The organism is Thiofilum flexile DSM 14609, from assembly GCF_000380185.1.
GTDB classification, from domain to species: Bacteria; Pseudomonadota; Gammaproteobacteria; order Thiotrichales; family Thiotrichaceae; genus Thiofilum; species Thiofilum flexile.
Genome location: NZ_KB904746.1, coordinates 181,573 through 201,030, shown reverse-complemented (window position 1 = coordinate 201,030; position 19,458 = coordinate 181,573). Strand labels below are relative to the sequence as shown.

The 19,458-nt window shown below is 42.4% G+C and carries 20 protein-coding genes; 16 read left to right on the top strand and 4 right to left on the bottom strand.

Going from position 1 to position 19,458, the window contains the following annotated elements; translation table 11 throughout:
* The first annotated feature begins 429 nt into the window (after positions 1 to 429).
* The 10 genes from A3IK_RS0100935 (at position 430) to A3IK_RS0100890 (ending at position 8,766) form a co-directional block, all read left to right on the top strand.
* A complete protein-coding gene (locus A3IK_RS0100935) occupies positions 430 to 2,127 on the top strand; it encodes an Hsp70 family protein (protein WP_020558079.1) in 1,698 nt (565 codons plus the stop codon).
* Positions 2,128 to 3,192 (top strand): hypothetical protein, encoded by a 1,065-nt coding sequence (locus tag A3IK_RS0100930; RefSeq protein WP_020558078.1) that lies wholly within the window; start codon positions 2,128 to 2,130, stop codon positions 3,190 to 3,192.
* The gene (locus A3IK_RS0100925) at positions 3,176 to 4,372 is read left to right on the top strand and encodes an FAD-dependent oxidoreductase (protein WP_020558077.1); all 1,197 of its coding nucleotides are present in this window, start codon (positions 3,176 to 3,178) and stop codon (positions 4,370 to 4,372) included. Before A3IK_RS0100930 ends, A3IK_RS0100925 begins: the two co-directional genes overlap by 17 nt.
* Before the next feature lie 115 nt (positions 4,373 to 4,487).
* On the top strand, positions 4,488 to 5,219 hold the full coding sequence (locus A3IK_RS19980; protein ID WP_020558076.1) for a DUF2189 domain-containing protein: 732 nt from the start codon (positions 4,488 to 4,490) through the stop codon (positions 5,217 to 5,219).
* A gap of 21 nt (positions 5,220 to 5,240) precedes the next feature.
* A complete protein-coding gene (locus A3IK_RS0100915; RefSeq protein ID WP_020558075.1) occupies positions 5,241 to 6,026 on the top strand; it encodes an aldo/keto reductase in 786 nt (261 codons plus the stop codon).
* Positions 6,023 to 7,306 (top strand): lipid IV(A) 3-deoxy-D-manno-octulosonic acid transferase, encoded by a 1,284-nt coding sequence (waaA, locus tag A3IK_RS0100910; RefSeq protein WP_020558074.1) that lies wholly within the window; start codon positions 6,023 to 6,025, stop codon positions 7,304 to 7,306. The genes A3IK_RS0100915 and waaA overlap by 4 nt, the downstream gene beginning before the upstream one ends.
* Positions 7,293 to 7,631 (top strand): c-type cytochrome, encoded by a 339-nt coding sequence (locus A3IK_RS18120; protein ID WP_020558073.1) that lies wholly within the window; start codon positions 7,293 to 7,295, stop codon positions 7,629 to 7,631. The genes waaA and A3IK_RS18120 overlap by 14 nt, the downstream gene beginning before the upstream one ends.
* Entirely contained in the window at positions 7,628 to 7,909 is a 282-nt protein-coding gene (locus A3IK_RS0100900) for a 2Fe-2S iron-sulfur cluster-binding protein (protein ID WP_020558072.1), read from the top strand. Before A3IK_RS18120 ends, A3IK_RS0100900 begins: the two co-directional genes overlap by 4 nt.
* 71 nt (positions 7,910 to 7,980) lie before the next feature.
* The gene (locus A3IK_RS0100895) at positions 7,981 to 8,250 is read left to right on the top strand and encodes a type II toxin-antitoxin system TacA family antitoxin (RefSeq protein ID WP_020558071.1); all 270 of its coding nucleotides are present in this window, start codon (positions 7,981 to 7,983) and stop codon (positions 8,248 to 8,250) included.
* Positions 8,251 to 8,253: 3 nt separating this feature from the next.
* Complete coding sequence (locus A3IK_RS0100890) at positions 8,254 to 8,766, top strand: GNAT family N-acetyltransferase (protein WP_040848417.1); 513 nt, start codon at positions 8,254 to 8,256, stop codon at positions 8,764 to 8,766.
* Here A3IK_RS0100890 and A3IK_RS0100885 read toward each other — a convergent pair.
* The gene (locus A3IK_RS0100885) at positions 8,759 to 9,253 is read right to left on the bottom strand and encodes a GDYXXLXY domain-containing protein (RefSeq protein ID WP_020558069.1); all 495 of its coding nucleotides are present in this window, start codon (positions 9,251 to 9,253) and stop codon (positions 8,759 to 8,761) included. The genes A3IK_RS0100890 and A3IK_RS0100885 overlap by 8 nt on opposite strands.
* Positions 9,250 to 10,437 (bottom strand): DUF2157 domain-containing protein, encoded by a 1,188-nt coding sequence (locus A3IK_RS0100880; RefSeq protein ID WP_020558068.1) that lies wholly within the window; start codon positions 10,435 to 10,437, stop codon positions 9,250 to 9,252. Before A3IK_RS0100880 ends, A3IK_RS0100885 begins: the two co-directional genes overlap by 4 nt.
* A 136-nt stretch (positions 10,438 to 10,573) precedes the next feature.
* Between A3IK_RS0100880 and A3IK_RS18115 the strand changes: the two genes are divergently transcribed.
* A complete protein-coding gene (locus tag A3IK_RS18115) occupies positions 10,574 to 12,913 on the top strand; it encodes a 5'-nucleotidase C-terminal domain-containing protein (RefSeq protein WP_020558067.1) in 2,340 nt (779 codons plus the stop codon).
* A gap of 55 nt (positions 12,914 to 12,968) precedes the next feature.
* Here A3IK_RS18115 and A3IK_RS18110 read toward each other — a convergent pair whose 3' ends face one another.
* Positions 12,969 to 14,099, bottom strand: a complete 1,131-nt coding sequence (locus A3IK_RS18110) for a class I SAM-dependent methyltransferase (RefSeq protein ID WP_051081526.1) — start codon at positions 14,097 to 14,099, stop codon at positions 12,969 to 12,971.
* Between the two features lie 30 nt (positions 14,100 to 14,129).
* On the opposite strand from A3IK_RS18110, the gene A3IK_RS0100865 reads away from it, so the two are divergent.
* On the top strand, positions 14,130 to 14,879 hold the full coding sequence (locus A3IK_RS0100865; RefSeq protein ID WP_020558065.1) for a pteridine reductase: 750 nt from the start codon (positions 14,130 to 14,132) through the stop codon (positions 14,877 to 14,879).
* A gap of 13 nt (positions 14,880 to 14,892) precedes the next feature.
* On the opposite strand, the gene rfaH is transcribed toward A3IK_RS0100865, so the two are convergent.
* Positions 14,893 to 15,405 carry a transcription/translation regulatory transformer protein RfaH gene (gene rfaH, locus A3IK_RS0100860; RefSeq protein ID WP_020558064.1) on the bottom strand — a complete coding sequence of 171 codons (513 nt, stop codon included), beginning with the start codon at positions 15,403 to 15,405 and terminating at the stop codon, positions 14,893 to 14,895.
* A 111-nt stretch (positions 15,406 to 15,516) separates the two neighbouring features.
* On the opposite strand from rfaH, the gene A3IK_RS0100855 reads away from it, so the two are divergent.
* From A3IK_RS0100855 to A3IK_RS0100840, 4 genes are read left to right on the top strand one after another with little or no spacing between them, the layout of a single operon-like run.
* Positions 15,517 to 16,452: an ABC transporter ATP-binding protein gene (locus tag A3IK_RS0100855; protein WP_020558063.1), complete on the top strand. Its 936-nt coding sequence runs from the start codon at positions 15,517 to 15,519 to the stop codon at positions 16,450 to 16,452.
* Positions 16,453 to 16,463: 11 nt separating this feature from the next.
* Positions 16,464 to 17,216, top strand: a complete 753-nt coding sequence (locus A3IK_RS0100850) for an ABC transporter permease subunit (RefSeq protein ID WP_020558062.1) — start codon at positions 16,464 to 16,466, stop codon at positions 17,214 to 17,216.
* Between the two features lie 5 nt (positions 17,217 to 17,221).
* Positions 17,222 to 18,631 (top strand): GldG family protein, encoded by a 1,410-nt coding sequence (locus A3IK_RS0100845; protein ID WP_020558061.1) that lies wholly within the window; start codon positions 17,222 to 17,224, stop codon positions 18,629 to 18,631.
* Positions 18,628 to 19,443, top strand: a complete 816-nt coding sequence (locus tag A3IK_RS0100840) for a hypothetical protein (RefSeq protein ID WP_020558060.1) — start codon at positions 18,628 to 18,630, stop codon at positions 19,441 to 19,443. Before A3IK_RS0100845 ends, A3IK_RS0100840 begins: the two co-directional genes overlap by 4 nt.
* Positions 19,444 to 19,458: the final 15 nt, after the last annotated feature.

Genomic DNA, 19,458 nt, shown 5'->3' with positions numbered 1-19,458 from the left:
CAAAACATATATAAATAGATAAAAGTATTTTAATTTAAATCTAAAATTTATAAGTGAATCTAGTGAGTATTAGTGAGCTAATAATAATTAAAGCACTAGAGACAGATATATTATTTTAAATACTGAGATTATTTTTTACAAAAATACTAAAAATGTAATCAAATGTAAATCTAGTCTTGCTACAGTTAAGGTTTTATACATTCATTTGGCTGTTCAATGGTTTTATACGGGTGAGTGTATTACTGGTTTGAAGTATCTAGTGCTTAGTTTCAGCGAGCATCCAATTCATAGCGGTGTTTATCAAGTTATTTTGTTAATTTTATTTCAATATCTTTTGTCAAAAAGTGATTTTTAGTGACTCAAGATAATTGCAAATAGTGACAGATACCTCATGCAAGCCAGCTAATTAAATTATGAAGTAGAGACATTATGGGTATCATCGGCATTGATTTAGGTACTACTAATAGCGCATGTGCGGTCTGGCGTAATGGACAGGTAGAGATGATTCCTAATCGTTTAGGGGAGTATTTAACACCATCAGTGGTGCATATTGATAGCAAGGGGATGATACTCGTCGGTAAGGTTGCCCAAGAGCGGCTTTTGACACATGCTAATCAAACCGCTGCGGTCTTTAAACGTTATATGGGCACGGATCGACTGCTGATTGGTGGCAAACAGTATACCGCACCCGAATTATCCGCTTGTGTACTACGTAGCCTTAAAGAAGATGCTGAGATTTATCTAGGCGAGCCGATCACTGAGGCGGTGATTAGTGTGCCCGCCTATTTTAATAATAATCAGCGTAAAGCCACTTTATTAGCAGCGCAATTAGCTCATTTACGGGTAGAGCGCCTCATTAATGAGCCAACCGCCGCTGCTATCGCTTATGGTTTGCATGAAAAACCAGAATCCACTCAATTTATGGTCTTAGACTTAGGGGGCGGGACGTTTGATGTATCCATTATGGAATACTTTGAGGGTGTGCTCGAAGTACATGCCTCGGCAGGCGATAATTTCCTAGGAGGCGAGGACTTTTTAGAGATATTGCTAGGACTGTATTTACAGCAGGCTAAACTGACTAAAAATCAACTCGATTCCCACAGCTTACAAACCCTCTATGCTCATCTAGAACAAGCTAAGCGCCAGTTTAATAGTGCTGAGTTAGTACATATAGAACCCTTCTTAGCGCAAGTATCCGAGCGTATTAGCATTAAGCGTGAGGACTATATTACCCATTGCGAAACCTTATTACAGCGCATTCGTTTTCCGATTGAGACCGCTTTACGGGACGCTAAACTCAAGCCCTCTGAACTCGATGATGTGATTCTAGTGGGCGGCGCTACGCGTATGCAGTTCTTCCGTACCATGGTAGCTAAATTATTTCGGCGCATGCCCTCGGCGAATCTCGATCCTGATTTAGTCGTAGCAATGGGAGCTTCTATTCAAGCCGGTTTAAAAGCCCGTGATGCTGCATTAGACGATATAGTGTTGACTGATGTTTGCCCCTATTCGTTAGGAACTGGAGTGGTCAATAATAATGATTACGATGGGCAACAGGGGTTTTTATTTAGTCCCATTATTGAGCGTAATACCGTCGTTCCCGCTAGTCGAGTCCAGCTTTATACTACCTCTAAAGATAATCAAACGGAGGTTGAAATCGATATTTATCAAGGCGAAAGTCGCTTAGTTAAAAATAATATTAAGCTAGGTGCAGTAACGGTCAAAGTACCCCGTAAACGCAAAGGCGAGGAAAGTATTGCCGTGCGTTTTAGTTACGATACTAATGGGGTCTTAGAGGTGGATATTAAAGTGTTATCCACTGGGCAGGAATATCACGCTCTCATTCAAAATACTCCTGGGCAATTATCGGATACCGAGCTTAAGGCCAGTCAAGAACGTTTGGGACATTTGAAGTTTCACCCACGGGAGGATGAGGCTAATAAAGTATTATTAGCGCGTGCCGAGCGCCTCTATGAAGGACGTTTGGAGTATGAGCGTCAACTGATTGCTCAAGCGTTGCAACAGTTTGAAGCGGTGTTAGAGCACCAAGATCCTCAAGCTGCACTCGAAGCACGCGAACAGTTTGATGAATTTTTATCCCAATTTGAACAGGATCGACTCTTTTAAATGTCACCTTGGGATGAGCTAGGCATTGCAGCCACAAATGATAAAAAGCTAATTAAAAAAGCCTATGCCCAACGGTTGAAAGTAACACGCCCAGAGGAAAATGCAGCCGCTTTTCAGGCACTTTATGAGGCCTATCAACAGGCACTGAGTGCGGCAGATTATTCTAAAGATTATCAAGATCAGGCAGAGGAAGAAAAGGCTGAGCCTGCCGAAACCACTAGTTTTGAGCAGCCTACAGTAGCGCCTGAAATAACAGTAGTGACTTCAACCGTATGTCCACTCTCTGCTATATCCCCAGTAGAGTTAGAGTCTAAAGAGACACCAACCGAAGTCGTCCTTGCTCCGATAGTTCCTAATCCTAAGGAAATGCAGGATGAGGATAAGATAGATGTGGATTCTGCTAATAAAAGCCATAATTTACCTACAATTGAGCAGCAATTAGAACAAGAGTGGTTGCGTACTGAGAACTGGCTAGAGCAGCTTTTGGCAACTCCTGAGGAGGTTAATCAGGTCGCTAATTGGAGTTTTCTAAAGCGCAGCCCCTTATTACAGGATTTAGAGTGGCGCATTAAAGTCAGTACCTATGTATTTGAAAAAATAGCTAGTGTTAATTATAAATCACTTAATAATACAGAGTTGGCTGCAAATACACTCTATATAAAGCCAGTAGTGTTAAGTTATTTAGATAGTTTGTTAGAGTGGGAGCGTTCTTGGCAGTATTTACGCGATATTTTTCCAGAGGTTTATTTGAATGCCGTATTTAATTATCTGGATTTGAGTACGAATAAAGAAGAAAATAGCACATTTGCTAGTGAGTCTATTGAAGCCAAGACCGATGCTTCATTTTTAAGACGGGTAGCTAAATTCATACGGGTACTATTGGCATTTTATATTAATTTGGCAATGGCTTTATTTTGGGTGGGGTTAGGCATGGATCTCTCACCTTTAATAGCCTTTGGTATTGCGGTATTTATCGTGTATACCTATCTCACTACTGGGCGATTTATTCAATGGATCGCATTAGGTCATACGATTATGGGATTAAAATATGGAGCAGGGAAATAACGTTTTGGTAGTCGATATATTAATAGTGGGCGGTGGTATTGCAGGGCTATGGGCTTTAGCCGAATGGCGTAGCCGTGGCTATGAGGCTATTTTAGTCACTGACGAGTTAGGTAAAGGGCAAACCATTGCCTCACAAGGGATTATTCATGGCGGCACTAAATATGCTCTAACCGGACAAGTAAGTCAGGCCACTTTAGCCATCGGGGATATGCCAGCCTTATGGCGTAAAGCTCTAAAAGGTGAGGGGGCGGTGGATTTATCCCAAGCTCAGGTACTCACTGAGCATCAATTATTATGGACCAGTGGCGGCATTGGTTCGCGCTTAACAGGTTTTTTTGCCAGCCATGCTATGAAAAGCCGTATGGTAGCTCTAGATAAAGGCCATTACCCCGATTTATTTCAGACCGCTCAATTTAAAGGGGCGCTCTATCAATTAGATGAGCCAGTCTTAGATATACCCTCTGTTTTAGCGAGTTTTCAGCAAAACTATGCTGATTATTTAATCGCTGTGGATAGTAGTGAGTCGAGTTTGATCGAGGAGCAGGGGCAGTATCACTATTTAGCTGCTTTGGCTCAATGCGGTAAGGTTTTAATTCAAGCACAACATATTATTGTCACCGCTGGAGCGGGTAATGGCGCATTATTGAGGCCCTTGTTGCCCAAAAATGAGACGGTGCAGCAATTACGTCCTTTGCAAATGGTATTAGCTAAGGGGGATTTACCGCGTATTTATGCTCATGCTTTGGGGATGAGTGACAAGCCACGCATTACAATAACCTCGCATCTGAGCCATGATGGGCAAGTGGTTTGGTATATGGGGGGGCAACCAGCAGAGCTGGGTGTGGGTAAAGCGCCGAAGCAATTGATTCAAGAAACTCAACAAGAATTACAGAGTTTATTACCGTGGCTAGATCTCAATCATTTACACTGGGGAACGTGGAATGTGGATCGAGCCGAAGCTGCACAGGTAGGCGGGGCACGACCCGATAAGCCTAGTTTGCGGACGGTGGCTAATGTAACAGTAGCTTGGTCGACTAAACTCGCCTTTGCACCTATGTTAGCGCAGGAGTTAGTCCAGCGCTTAGAGCCAACACTAAAACCCCACTCTAGCGCTTTTGTAAAGACAGTTTCTATGGCAACTCCTGCTAGTGCTAAACCTATTTGGGAGCAGGTATTCTAAATTTCACGCCTGTCTGCTTAGTCTTCAGTTTAAGCCATAAAATTAGCAGTAGCTGATCTTGATTTTCACTAGAATTAGTAAAGACTATCCTCGTATAAAGGGACTTTAATCAATTATGAGAATTAAGACAGTTGCGCTAGCCCAAGTGATGCAGTGGTATCAGTTTGGCTATGAGTTATGGTATCGCTATAAATGGCAATGGCTACTCGTTAGCCTAGTGTGTTCATTAATGTTATTGGGTGTGGCAGTGATTCCGGGGGTAAACTGGCTGATGTATGTCGTACTCCCCTTAGTAATAGCCGCTTTACTCTATATGGCGCGTAGAGCCGTACAAGGGTATGAACCGGGGTTGGAACAATTTGCCTTTATTTTGGGATTAACGGAGCAGCGCACTCAACTCCTATGGATAGGTTTGGGTTTAGCCGTTTTAATGCTGCTAGTCAGCTTTAGTGGGCGAATTTTACAGCCTCCTGCCGTATTAAATTATACGTTAGCAGAGCTCGCCCAAGCACAACGCGGTATGGAGGTTGGGCATTCCTTTTTTACCACCTTACTCAATAGTTTAATTCAAATAGCAGCAGTTTGCTTTGCTGCCATTGCTTTATTATTTGCTCCTGCTTTAGCGCTGTTTCGTAAAGTACCGGCTTGGTTGGCGGTGAAATCTAGTTTGCGTGCTTTTTGGTTGAATAAAGGGGCATTATTATTTTTCTTGTTTATTCAAACCATGCTCACACTTTTGGCCTTATTACCCTTTGGATTAGGGTTATTAGTGTTATTGCCGATAACCGTTTTAGCGCTATACCGTGCCTATACAGAAATTTTTATCTCCACTAAGCCAAATCCGTGAGCTTTCAGTTACACTAGGCGCATGGAAAAACGAGCATTACTATCAGATATTCAAGTCAGTCCTTTAGGATTGGGTACGGTTAAATTCGGTCGAAATCAAGGGGTTAAATATCCTCAAAGCTTTGAGCTGCCCAGTGATAAACAGCTAGATGAATTACTGGGTTTGGCCTTTGAGTTGGGGATTAATCTTATTGATACCGCACCCGCCTATGGCCTGAGTGAGGAACGCCTAGGCAAGCATTTACGTCACCGTCATGAATGGGTATTAGAAACCAAAGTAGGTGAGTCGTTTATCGACGGTGAATCTAGCTTTGATTTTAGTAGTGACGGTGTGCGTTTAAGCGTGGAGCGTAGCCTGCGGTATTTGAAAACTGACTACTTAGATTTAGTCCTAATTCACTCCGATGGTAATGACGAGCGTATTTTGCGTGAAGAGGGTGCGCTGGATACTCTGATGCTCATGAAGCAACAGGGCTATATTCGTGCGGTCGGTATTTCCTCTAAGACAGTAGCGGGAGCGCTGCTGGCTTATGAGCTAGGTTGTGATGCGGTAATGGCAAGCTATAACCCGACCTATACCGATGAATTACCTGTACTGGAAGCGGCGGCTAAACAACAAAAAGCGGTCTTGATTAAAAAGGCTTTTGCGAGTGGTCATCTCGATAAAATCGGGGGCGCTGATCCTGTGGAGCAAGCGTTGAGTTTTATCTTTGCCCAAGCAGCCGTCACCAGTGTGGTGCTAGGTACGATTAATCCAGAGCATTTACGCCATAATGTGCAAGTAGCTAAAGCGGTATTAGGGGTATGAAGGTAGCACGAGGGGTTTATAGTGCCCTGCTATATGCTTTGACTCCATTTTTGCTAGGTAGAGTGTTGTGGCGCAGTATTAAACAACCCCAGCAGCGTGAGCGTCTTGCTGAGCGTTTAGGTTTTGTGCCAAAACGTGAATCTATACGCCCATGTATTTGGCTACATGCAGTCTCGGTAGGGGAAACGATAGCCGCTAAACCATTGATTGAGGCTTTGCTTACGACTTATCCTGAGCATGATGTGTGGATTACCTCAACCACATTAACCGGCTCGCAAACCGTACAACGTCTCTTTCAAGGTCGAGTATTAACTAGTTATATCCCCTATGATTTACCTGATGCCGTCAGCCGTTTTTTGCAGCGAGTTAAGCCTAATATCGTGCTGATCATGGAAACCGAGCTATGGGCTAATCTTTATGCTCAATGTGCTAAGCGCTCTATTCCCATAGCCTTATTAAATGCGCGTTTATCCCCTAAGTCCTTCAAGGGGTATCAAAAGTTTCAAACATTAGTCCAGCCTACCCTACAAGCGGTTAGTTTAATCGCTGCCCGCAGTCCCCAAGATGCTGAATACTTTAAGTTATTAGGTGCCAATCCTATAGTGCTAAAGGTCGCGGGCAATATTAAATTCGATCTTAATTTACCTCCGGATTTAGCCGAGCGAGGAAGTATGTTGCGCCAAAGTTGGGGTATGGAGCGTCCGGTTTGGGTAGCGGCTAGTACCCATGCAGGAGAAGATGAAATTATTCTTCAGGTGTTCCATGCACTTAAAATGAAGTTCCCTGCCTTATTATTAGTAATTGTCCCCCGTCATCCTGAACGTTTTAATGCTGTAGCAGAGTTGGCACAACATACGCCATTCTCCGTGGTGCGACGTAGTACTGCCGCTGCTTTTACGGGGCAAACCGATATTATTGTTGGGGATACGATGGGTGAGTTATTGTACTGGTATGCGGCGGCTGATAGTGCCTTTGTGGGTGGCAGTTTGATTCCACAGGGTGGGCATAATCCATTAGAGGCTATTGCGCTTAGTGTGCCAGTGGTTAGTGGTAATCACGTTCATAATTTTGCGGATATTTATCCCCCTTTGATTGAAGTGGGGGGAGCCGTATTAGTCACAGCGGCGCAAGGATTAGAGCAGCAAGTTAGCACTTGGTTGGAGTATCCTGAACAGCGCAGACAAGCAGGGCAGGCAGGGTTGAATTGGCTACAACCGCATCGAGGCGTGGTTAAGCGCTTAATGCAATGGATTGATGAGATAAAACATGGAAAGGGTTAACTATATTAGTTTACTAGTGCTGGCCTTATGGTTAGTTGGTTGCGATAACAAAGAAGATACACGTGTCTCACGCCCAACTTCCTCAACGATAGAGGTCAGTGATGCACAAATTCAGGCCGGTAAAGCGATTCATGATAAAAACTGTATTAGTTGTCACGATAGCTCAGTCTATACTCGTTTAGAGCGTCGTATAAATAATTACTCCGAACTCCTTGCTCAGGTGCGACGGTGTGATGCTAATCTATCAGCGCGTTTATTTGATGAAGAAATTCAACAAGTCACACTCTATCTCAACCAGACCTATTATCAGTTTGATTTGCCATGATGAGCTATAAAATCACCTTGGCTCGTACCGCTCACACCTTTGAAGCTCTAGCGCATGAAACCATTTTACAAGCCGCTTTAAGGCAAAAAATTCCCATACCTTGGGGATGTGGGGGCGGACTGTGTGGGGTGTGCTTAAGCCATATGGTCTCCGGTAAAATGGTATATAAAAGTGAGCCATTGGCCTTATTCGAGGAAGATAAAATGGCAGGTAAAGGTTTGGTCTGTGTCGGCTATGCCCGCTCCGATTTAGTGATTGATGTACCTGAGCTGGGTTAAGAAAATATAATTTGTACGAATTATTTCCGTACAATATGATGAGCATACTCATAAGTATGGAAGTAGTAGTCATGAGTGTATCCGCTCAACGTATTGATATGCGTGTCAATGAACAAGTCAAATTATTAGCAGAACGCGCTGCAAGTGCTTTAGGTGTTACGGTTACAGAATATTTAGTGCGTTTAATTCAAGATGATGCGCCTAAAGTATTAGCGGGCAATACTAATATGGTATTGACTAATACCCAATTTGATCGCTTTGCTGAACTATGTAAACAAACAAAAGCACCTAGTCCACGTATTTTAAAAGCTATTAAGCGCTTAGATACTGAAGGTTTTTAGACAGTGGCTTTTATTCAAACCATAGTTCCTTTGGATAAGACTTGCCACGATTTGAAGAGTTTTGATTGTGGTCAGTTGGCTATGAATCAGTTTTTAAATCGATTTGCTGTCAAGCATGCTGAATTAGGTTTAAGTAGCACCTGGGTATTAGTAGAAGAAAGTACCGAGATAAAGCAACCTATTGCGGCTTATTATACGCTAGCCGGTGTAACAGTGAGTCGCGCAAGTATCCCTACTCAACAATCTTTACCTAGCTATCCTATTCCGGTGATTATGTTAGCGAGATTAGCTATTGCCAAACAGCATCAAGGTAAGGGATTAGGAGCAAAAGTATTAATTAGTGCTTTACGCCATGCAGTACAATTAGCTCAACAGGGCTTACCCGCTTATGGAGTTATTTTAGACGCATTGGACGACTCTGCATTACAATTTTATCAGCATTTCGAGTTTTTTGAGCCAATGACCGATGATGCTATGAGACTATTTGTATCTATGAATAGTTTAAGGCTCATTTAGTGATGTTCCTTTGAATAAACTCCAGCCAAGGTTTATGTTCGATGAGTAGGCTTTTTAGTGTAGCTTTGCCACTTTTAACCATAATCACAATTTCGCCTTTTTGTCCGCGAATAGCTTTATCTAGATCATCGGCATATTGTTCTGGAATATAAAAACGCTCAATCCCTGCCTTAAATCCTTCTTGATTGCAAAATCCTTCTAGGGGCAAAGTGCAGTCTGCGGTAGCGGTACTTTGTTTGGGGTGTAAACATAGGGTGTGGCGTTGTCTTGCTGCATTGATAGCTTCCCTAGGGCAAAAATCGCCTAAGCCATAATCCACCTGATAGGTTAGATAATGTCCCGCTAGTAAATCGCGCGGATCAAAGCCTTGAATGGGTAAATGAATCTCTACACCTTGATTTAATTGATAAACATGCCACGCAGCATTGCTGGTTAATAATGCTAAAGGTAGGGCAATGGCTAGAGCGAGTTGTTGCGCACGCTTCATAGGCTTAACTCCTGAGTCCATTGTTGTAGTGATTTACGATAGTGTTGCCAAGCCCATGCAATCGCAATTAATAAGGCTCCTGACACAATGAGTCCTAGCCCCGTTGCGGCTAATCCACCTAATGCCTGAAAATAGAGAATAATAAATCGTACCCCGATTAATAAGGTAACAATCGTAAAGCTAGTGGTTAAGCCCTGATTACCCACATGAGTGGCATAGAGCGCTAAGATCATGAGGGTTAAAATAGGGGCACGAATATCATCGGCCTGCCACCATGCAGTTGTAGTATTACTCGACCAGAAATAGTTGTAATACGTTATACCATTAAAGAATAGGGTGGGGTGATAGTAGATTAATAATAATAGTAAGCAACTAATTAATAAGATGCGATTTAAGAGTGAATATTTTCGGTTTAAAACAATGCCAATCCCTACTAAAGCACTTAATATTAAAACAGTAATATACCAGTAACTCGCTAAATCAGTCTGCTCTCCTAAGGTGCGTAAACCATCAATATAACCGAGTGCGACTAAGCCACTAAACTGCATCCAAAATAAGGTGCTGCTACTTAAGTTAGTGAGGGGTTTAAGCAAAACAGTGGCATAGTAAGTAATAACCGCCATTAAAAAGCTTAGTATGGGTAATACTTGTAAAATAACTTCAAAAGGTATGTCGGGTGAGGGGAGTGCTAAAACAGTCCATATGAGTCCAGTTAAGCTAATACTGACCCACAAAAAGCGTGCAAATAAACGTCGAGCAAATAATACTAGGGGCAGAGTCATAACCCCCCAAGCGAATAAGGCGTGATACCACTGACCGCCTAAATGAAAGAGCTGTGAGGTTAACCCAATCATGGCGAGGCAACCAATTAAAAAGCCGGTGAGCGCTGTTTCAAACCCTAGTGGGTGCTGATGTTGGTCTAAGACCCAAACACTAATCCCTACTGAAAGTAAGGTAGTTAGTGCTAGGAATAATTTAGCTAATAATGGGATAAATGCCCAATTAGCTGCAATGAGTGAAATAATCCCTAGCCCCATCACCGCCACCCCTAAGAGCATGACGGAGATCCATAAGCGGCGCGGCGGATTATGCTCAGCTTCAAAGTGCTCAATGGCCTGATATTGTTCAGTATTAATGAGATTGGCTTCTAGCCATTGCTTGAGCTTGGTTTCAATCGCAGCCACATCGGTAGTCTCGTATCACGGTTAAGGAATGGAGTAGGTTAACCAAGTTTAGCACTCAGTGGGCTTAATAAGTTTGTCACAATAGATTTTTATGATAGGTCGGTTTTCTTTATTACTAATGATATAGGCTCAATATATGAAGGTAAAAACTCCATTAGTGCTCATGATGGCTCTGAGTATGGGTATTTTGGTGAGCGGTTGCGGTGGTGATTCTAGTTCTAATACTACGGTCACGATGACTGAGCGTTTTGTGGGTAAGGTCATTAGTAGCGCCCCGGTACAAGGGTTGGCTTATACCTCTGCTGCTTGTGAATCTAGTTGTATTACCAATGCTCAAGGCGAATATTTTTATTATGAAGGTCAGACGGTGACTTTTACCTTACCGCCTAGTACTACCCTGACGGTTAAGGCGGCTCCGGTGATTTTACCGAATGATTTTACCGGTGAAACAGGGCTGACTGACGCCAAATCGGTGCGTTTAGCACGTTTATTACACAGCCTTGATGCCGATAATAATGTCGCGAATGGTTTAGATATTAGTGCGGCGGCGACAACATTGCCTACTGCTTGTGGATTTAGCACCGATGATGCGCTAACAGCCTGTCAATTAACCAATCTAGCCAGCACTGCCACGACTATAACGGCTTTACAACAAGCATTAGCTGCCGTGACAGGTAGTTTTCAATTTAAGATTTTGCATATTAATGATCACCACTCCCATACCGATCCTGATAGCACCACAGTCGCTATTGGTGACAGTATAGCGACTTTAACCACTGGCGGGTTTGCTAATGTGGTGGCAGGGTTAAAAGAGCTGAGTGCGGCGGCAACTGTGCCTGTTTTAAAACTACATGCGGGGGATGCGATTACCGGCACGGTGTACTTTAGTTTGACTAAGGGTGAGTCCGATGCAGCAGCACTAAACCAAGCGTGCTTTGATGCGATAACAATGGGGAATCATGAGTTTGATAGTGGTGATGCAGGCTTAGTGAAGTTTTTAGATTATCTCAAGGCAGGTAGTTGTCCACCTGTAGCATTAAGTGCGAATACTCAACCTCAAGTAGGGACTTCACCCTTAACTTCAACTAGTGCAACGGATTATTTAAAGCCGTATACCATCAAAACACTGGGTGGTCAGAAGGTTGGTATTATTGGTATTACTGTTGCGGATAAAACGAAAGCGTCCTCTAGCCCCGATGCAACTACGGTATTTTTAGATGAAGCTAGCACAGCGCAAAAGTATATTAATGAGCTTAAAGGACTCGGTGTAAATAAGATTGTGATACTGTCTCATCATGGCTATGACCGTGACTTAGCGCTAGCCGCTAAACTTACGGGTGTGGATGTGATTGTGGGTGGTGATTCGCACAGTTTGTTAGGCAATGCTTATAATGATGTCAGTTTGAGTCCTGAAGGTGATTACCCCTCCTTTGCGCGTGATGCTGAAGGTAAGCGCGTGTGTGTGGCACAAGCTTGGCAATACTCACAAATTATCGGCGAATTGGATGTTAAATTTAATGATGATGGTGAGGTAGTGGCTTGCTCAGGTATACCGCACTTATTAGTTAGCCAATTAAAAACCGTTGATAGTACTACCGTAAATGCTGATGCTGCCGCTATTAAAGCGGGTAGTTCTAGTGTTACAGCGGTACAAACGGTGATGACCGCTTTACAGCAAGCTCCTTTTTCCCTTGTAACACCTGATGCCGCAACGAATGCGGTGTTAAAACCTTTCCAAGATCAAAAGACTAATTTTGCTAACAAGATTATTGGGGTAGCGAGTGAAAATCTTTGTTTTGAACGAGTACCGGGGCAGGGGCGCAGTACGATTGCAGGTTGTAAAGACCTGACTTGGCAGCGCGGGAGCGATATCAGCAATATTGTAGCCAAAGGTTTCCTTGAAATGAGCAAAAGCTCCGATGTTTGTATCCAAAATGGCGGGGGCGTGCGCATTGATGTGCCAGCCGGCAATGTCAGTGTGGAAACCGCCTATACCCTCTTGCCCTTTGCTAATACCTTGACTGAAATTACTATGACAGGACAGCAGATTAAAGCGGTGTTGGAAGATGCGATGGATGCGACTATGTCAGGCTCTACGGGTTCTTATCCTTATGCAGCAGGTTTACGTTGGACGGTGAATTTATCGGAAGCTAAAGGGTCACGTATTTCTAATTTAGAGGTTAATTCACGCGTAGCAGGGGAGTGGAGCGCTATTGATCTCACTAAGAGTTATAAAGTAGTGACTAATAGCTTCACCGCGAGTGGTCAGGATGGTTATCTAACCTTTGCTGATATCGATGATAGCCTAAAAACCAATACCTATCTCGATTATGCTCAGTCTTTCGTGGACTATGTGGAAAAACTAACAGCCGCAGGGCAACAGATTAGTAAACTACCTGTTGCTGAATATAGTACCCAATACTGTATTCCAGATATTAATGGTAAATATTGTACTCAACCGGCTACTTCACAGTAAAAGAGCCACTTTAGTGATTAAGGCTGGGTTTTATAAGCCTAGCCTTAGTCCTAAGTTATTTAACCTCAAAACCTTTATCCGCCCGAAAGACCTTAAAGCGCTCGCCCATTTCAGCAGGTAGAGTGAGAATTCGTATTTGTTGGGCTAGGGCATAGCTTTGTGTGGGAGATTCGTTTAGGCACTGTTGGAAATGTTCAGCTAAGCCGTTTTGTAGTAGAAAATGCGCCTGTGTAGTCCAATCCGCTGTGTGAAAGCCTGCTTTTAAGGCCGCTTCCGTGAGGGCATCAAAGTCAACACTGGCGGTAATATCTTGTAAGCCCGGATAGAGTAGCGGGTTGTCATGTACATGGTGACGATAAAAGCATTGCAGGGTGCCGCTGCTGCGGTCAGGGTGATAGTAGTCTGACTGTGCGTAGCCATAATCAATGAGTAATAAAAACCCCTGTGTGAGTAATGCACCTAAGGCATTGACCCAAGCATTGAGCTGTGGGTTAAGTTCGGTAGTATAGCCCTCTATATTAGGCAGCGGCAGTTGAGCTACTAAGGGTTGCAGATAGGAAGGCAAGGGCTGGGTGATTAGGCTGAGTTGCTGGTTTTGCTCGGTTACCTGTACTTGTTGATACTGACCGTGCTCATACCGCAGTAACTCAATGGGCATAGCATCGAGTACTTCATTGCCTACAATAATCCCAGTAAAACCTGATTCTGGTAAATGCTCTAGCCAAGTAACTCTAGCTATAAGATGGGGGAGTGTGGTACTTAGAGTGGTGAATTGTTGGGCTTTGAGCGTGGGGCTAGGCTCTAATATGTAATAATGTGCTGGTAATACATGATGAGCTTCCCAATACGAGAGCAAGGTGGCAGCCATTTTGCCACTACCGGCTCCTAGCTCTAGTACCGTGCTATGGGGTTCATTTTGCAAAAAAGATAGACAGTGCTGAGCTATGCTCATAGAGAATAAGTCGGATAATTCCGGCGCGGTTATAAAATCGCCTTCTGTACCAATACAGGTTTTGCCCGCTACATAATAACCTAAATAAGGCTCATACAAGGCCTTATTCATATAGTCATAAAAGCTGATGGAATGAGATGGGCTAGCTTGAATATGCTGCAGGATATGAGCGTGCAGTAATTGACTATGAGCTAACTCTTCCTGACTAGGTAAGGGCAAAGGCATTCGTTGCATATGATTAATACTTAATTCTAGGGGTGACCATTGGGAGCGGATACTTTACAGGGTAAAACGGTACTACTCACCGGAGCGGCAAAACGTATTGGTGCGGTTACCGCCCGTTTTTTACACGCTCAGGGGGCTACTGTCATTATCCATTACCATCAAGCGGAAAGTGAAGCACAACAATTAGCGCAAGAATTAAATGCTAAACGTCCTTTATCCTGTGCCTTAGTACAGGGTGATTTATTAGTAACGGAGAGTTTAAAGGATATAGTCACACAGGCTGTCGCTCATACCGGATGCTTGGATGTTCTGATCAATAATGCTTCGACCTACTATGCCACCCCATTAGAGAGTTTAACGCTCACCCAATGGCATGATCTGCTAGGGGTGAATTTAACGGCTCCCATTTTTCTAGCCCAAGCGGTAGCGCCGTATCTGAAACAAACACAAGGCTGTATCGTGAATATGGTCGATATTCATGGCATGCGTCCCCATAGCGGGTATATAGCTTATGGGGTAGCCAAGGCGGGTTTGGTGATGGCGACACAGTTATTAGCTCGCGAATTAGGGGCAGAGATTCGAGTCAATGGAGTAGCACCCGGAGCCATTTTATGGCCTGAACAAGGAGTTTCTGCTGAGCATCAAGAGCATACCCTGTCCCGCACCGCTTTAAAGCGAGCGGGTACACCGGAAGACATCGCTAAAGCCATCAGCTTTTTAATTCAAGACGCGCACTACATCACCGGGCAAATTATTGCCGTCGAGGGGGGGCGTTTATTGAATTATTAATACGCTATTAAAATCAGGCAGCCATGACTTGTGCGGGGTTGACTTTAAGCGGGGTCGCTTTGTGGAGGATTTCTAATAAGATAATGGCACGTTGCTCACCATCATATTGTTGAAAAATACCGATAAGTCCTCGAAAGGGGCCGTCTTTAATGATGACCGAGTCACCTGTATGAAAGCGATCCAGATCAATGGCACGTGCGCTTAAGGTGGACTCATGTAGATGTAAGTACTCGATTAAATGGGAAGGGACAGGGGCTGGCATATCACCAAAACGCACAAAGCCTTGTACGCCTACCGTAGAGCGAATTGGTGCCCAATTATCATCAATACGATTGAGTTCAATAAAAAGATAGCGTGGAAATAGCGACTCAACAACGGTTTCTTGCTTACCTCGACGAGTACGTAAGCGCTGTGCGAGGGGGCGGTAGACACTATAGCCTTGATTAACTAAATGATGCTCAGCTAAGGCATCCTTATGAGGTTTACTGGTGAGTAAATACCACTGTTTAGCAGATTCCTTCATCATGTTATGATTTTCCTCAGCCCATAATGGCGTTAATACTAGAAAGAAGATTGATATTCGTCAAATTAATCGAAGATAAATGGCATGTGATAATAAATAAAAGGAAACGAAGGTATGGAAGTCAATGTCTTGCTCCAAGCTGTTGGATTAACACGTGAATTTAGGGGGTATAAAGTTGTACACGATTTGTCCCTCCAATTAAAACAAGGAGAGGTATTGGGGTTATTAGGGCCTAATGGTGCAGGTAAATCAACTACCCTGCAAATGTTAACCGGTAACTTATCACCCACTGAGGGGCAGATTACTATTAAAGGGATTGATTTGGTTGATCAACCTAAAATAGCTAAGCGATTTATAGGGTATTTACCGGAAAATCCTCCCTTATATCGTGATTTGACGGTCAATGAATACCTAGAGTATTGTGCTCAACTGCATCAGATTAAGCCCAAAGAACGCAAGGCATTAGTTACGCAAGCCTGTAGACGCTGTTATTTAGAGGATGTCAAGCATAGACTCATTAATAATCTATCTAAAGGTTACCAACAAAGAATTGGTATTGCTCAAGCTATTCTACACCAACCTGAGGTGGTTATTCTAGATGAGCCTACTGTAGGGCTAGATCCTATTCAAATTCGGGAAATTCGCACCCTGATTCGTGAATTAGGTGATAGTCATGCGGTGATTCTATCGACTCATATTTTGCCAGAAGTACAAGCCATTTGTGATCGGGTACAAATGATTGATAAAGGCAAATCGGTTTTCAATGATAGTTTAGTAAATCTAACAGGTGAGTTAGATAAACTAATAACACTAGAGTGTGAATCAGAAATTCCGACTGAATTACTACAGAGCTTGCCCCAAATACAAGCGGTGCAAATGAAAGGCTATGCTAAGTATGAGTTAAGCCATGAGCGGGGGGTGAATGTAGCGCCACTATTGGCTGAGCTTTGTGTGAAAAATAATATAAAAATTAAAAGCTTAACTCCGACAACGTACTCATTAGAGCAGGTATTTATGAGCTTAGTTCATCAAGAGTCAGGATTAAATTAGGAGCTAATAGGATGTTTATGGTGGCTAGCAATGAGTTAAAGCGCATGTTTTACTCACCCATGGCTTGGATTATTTTAGCTATTTTACAAGCGATCTTAGCTTTTATTTTTCTCTATACTCTAGATCAATATATTAATGTATTACAACCTGCTTTAGCGGGACAAGATAATGCCCCCGGACTTACTGATATTGTTATTGCCAGCCTTTATTTATGGGCGGGTGTTATTATGTTAGCGGTTATGCCGCTGCTGACTATGCGTTTACTCGCCGAAGAGCGTATGAATAAAACGTTAGTATTATTAAAGTCAGCACCTATATCAAGTACTCAAATTGTATTAGGTAAGTATTTAGGCTTAATGATTTTTATCTTAATTATTATTTTTATGATTTCTTTAATGCCATTTTCTCTAGCATTAGGTGCTAATCTAGATTGGGGGAAATTTAGTGCCGCTGTGCTCGGTTTAGTATTATTATTAGCTTCTTTTGCCGCTGCGGGATTGTTTTTATCTTCTCTAACGAAACAACCTATTATTGCAGCAATGAGTACTTTTGGTTTACTCCTCTTTTTAGTGGTTATTTATATTTCGGGTAGTTCCGCTAATTCAGCTAGTTCATTATTTGTTTACTTATCACATTTCGGTCATTTTAGTGCATTTTTAGAGGGTATTTTTAATACCACCGATTTAATTTATTATCTATTATTTATAGTAGGATTTTTAGTGCTCACTATTCATAAATTAGATAGTGATCGCTTGCAGGGATAAGTAATATGAAAATGACAAAATCAACACATCGGCACCTGCAGTTAAATAGCTTGTTTTTTTATATCATCTTATTAGCTATTATCGGTGGCATAGCCTTTGTTAGTACATTATTCTCCTATGAGTTTGATTGGACTTATGGTAATCGTAATAGCCTGAGCACAAATACTGAGCAGCTATTAAAAACAATTAATAAGCCATTAGAGGTAGTCGCTTATTTGCCCAATGATGATGATTTAAGAACAAAAGTTGAAAAAGTTATAAAAAAATACCAGCGTATTAAGCCAGATATCAAATTTACCGCATTAAACCCTGATTTAGCACCTAAGCAAGCGGCTGAGGATGGTGTTCAATATAGTGGTCAGTTAGTTTTAAAGTTAGGCGAGGCTCCAAATCAACAAAAAGAGTTACTAACTTCTGCTAATGAGTCCGAAATAGTGAGTGCTTTAATCCGTATGACACGCTCATCAGAACGTATAGTCGTATTTATTGAAGGGCATGGGGAGCGGCAACCCTTATGGACAGAATCAAATGGGCTATCACGTTTAACCGATTTATTAGAAAAAAGCGGTTTTAAAATTCAACCACATAATTTATTAAGAACCCAATCTATTCCCACTAATGCTAGTTTAGTAGTATTAGCAGCACCTCAAAGTGAGCTATTAGCGGCGGAGGTAAAACTACTAGAAGAATATATTCAGCAGGGTGGGAATTTATTATGGCTACAGGATCCAGGCGAGCTAAAGGGCTTAACTCCTTTAGAAGATTTACTTACTATTCAAATACCTATAGGGACAGTAGTCGATGCCAATGAACGCCTACAAGCTATGTTAGGCATAAAGCATCCAGCCGTTGTCCCCGTGATCGATTACGATCCACGCTCCCAATTAACCAAAAATTTAAAAATTCAAACGCTATTTCCTTTTTCTACCATGATAAGGTCGAACCCTAATGAAGCTAAAAATGCAGCGATAACTTGGAAAGTAGAAGAGTTTTTAAAAACTCTACCACAAAGCTGGTTAGAGGTTGATCCATTACAAGCCAAGGTGGTTTATGATGATACTAAGGGTGATATCATAGGGCCGATTACTATTGGCTTAAGTCTTGTGCGTAGTATGGAGTCAGATAAAGATAGTGCTGCTAATAAACAACAACGTATTGTGGTGATTGGGGACAGTGATTTCATGACTAATGGTTTTATAGGTGAGGGGGGGAATTTAGATTTAGCAGTACAAATCTTTAATTGGTTAAGTCGTGATGATAGTTTAGTAGGCATAAAAATGAATCCTGCACCGGATTTAACCTTTAATCTAGAGCCACGTATGGGCGTGATTTTGGCATTGTTTTTCTTATTAGGCTTGCCATTAATTCTCATAGGAATAGGGGTGCGAGTTTGGTTAAAGAGGCGGCGTTTATGAGTAGTATGAGTCAACGGCTTTGGCTAAATATTGCACTAGCTATTTTGCTTTTAGTATTAGGCATCGGGGGCTATTGGGCTTCGCAATCTTTGCAGACTAGCAAGGAGAGTAATACATTATTAACTATTAAACCTGCAGAGCTGAATACTATTGTAGTAGAGCGTTATCTTGATACGAATAATCCAGAGCGTATTGAGTTTAACAAGCAGGGTAAAACTTGGCTTATGGCGAAACCCTATGCAGTAGAGGCGAATCCGGTAAAAATCACGCAATTAATTACCTTGATACAAGAGCCTATTATAACAAGCTATGCGGTAGAATCATTGGATTTAGCTAGTTTTGATTTAAATCCACTTAAAACTCAGTTAATCTTTAATGGTCAATTGATTGGGTTTGGAAAAAGCAATCCGGTGACTACCCAGCGTTATTTATTAGTAAATAATCAGCTTGTATTAGTATCGGAAGTCATTTCTGGGCTTTTAAGCGGCAGTACCTTAGATTTAGTTGCACGCACTTTAATACCTTCACATACCGAGGTGCAGGAAGTTATTTTTCCTAATGGCACGCGTTCAACTAATTTTGATCTACGTTCTGATTGGCAATCGGCGAGTGCGATTGGGGTAGAAAGTGTGGCAAATGTAGCGCCTGATCTACCTGTAGTGGAGCTTAAGCTCAAAGATAATCAACCTATCCGTTTTCAGATAGAGCGCACAGAGCAGGATTTGAAACTTACTAATCGAGAAATGGGTTTAACTTATCGTCTACCCGCAAATTGGGCTAGCAAATTGTTACCGGCCTTATCCAATCCGTAAATTATGAGTGATGTA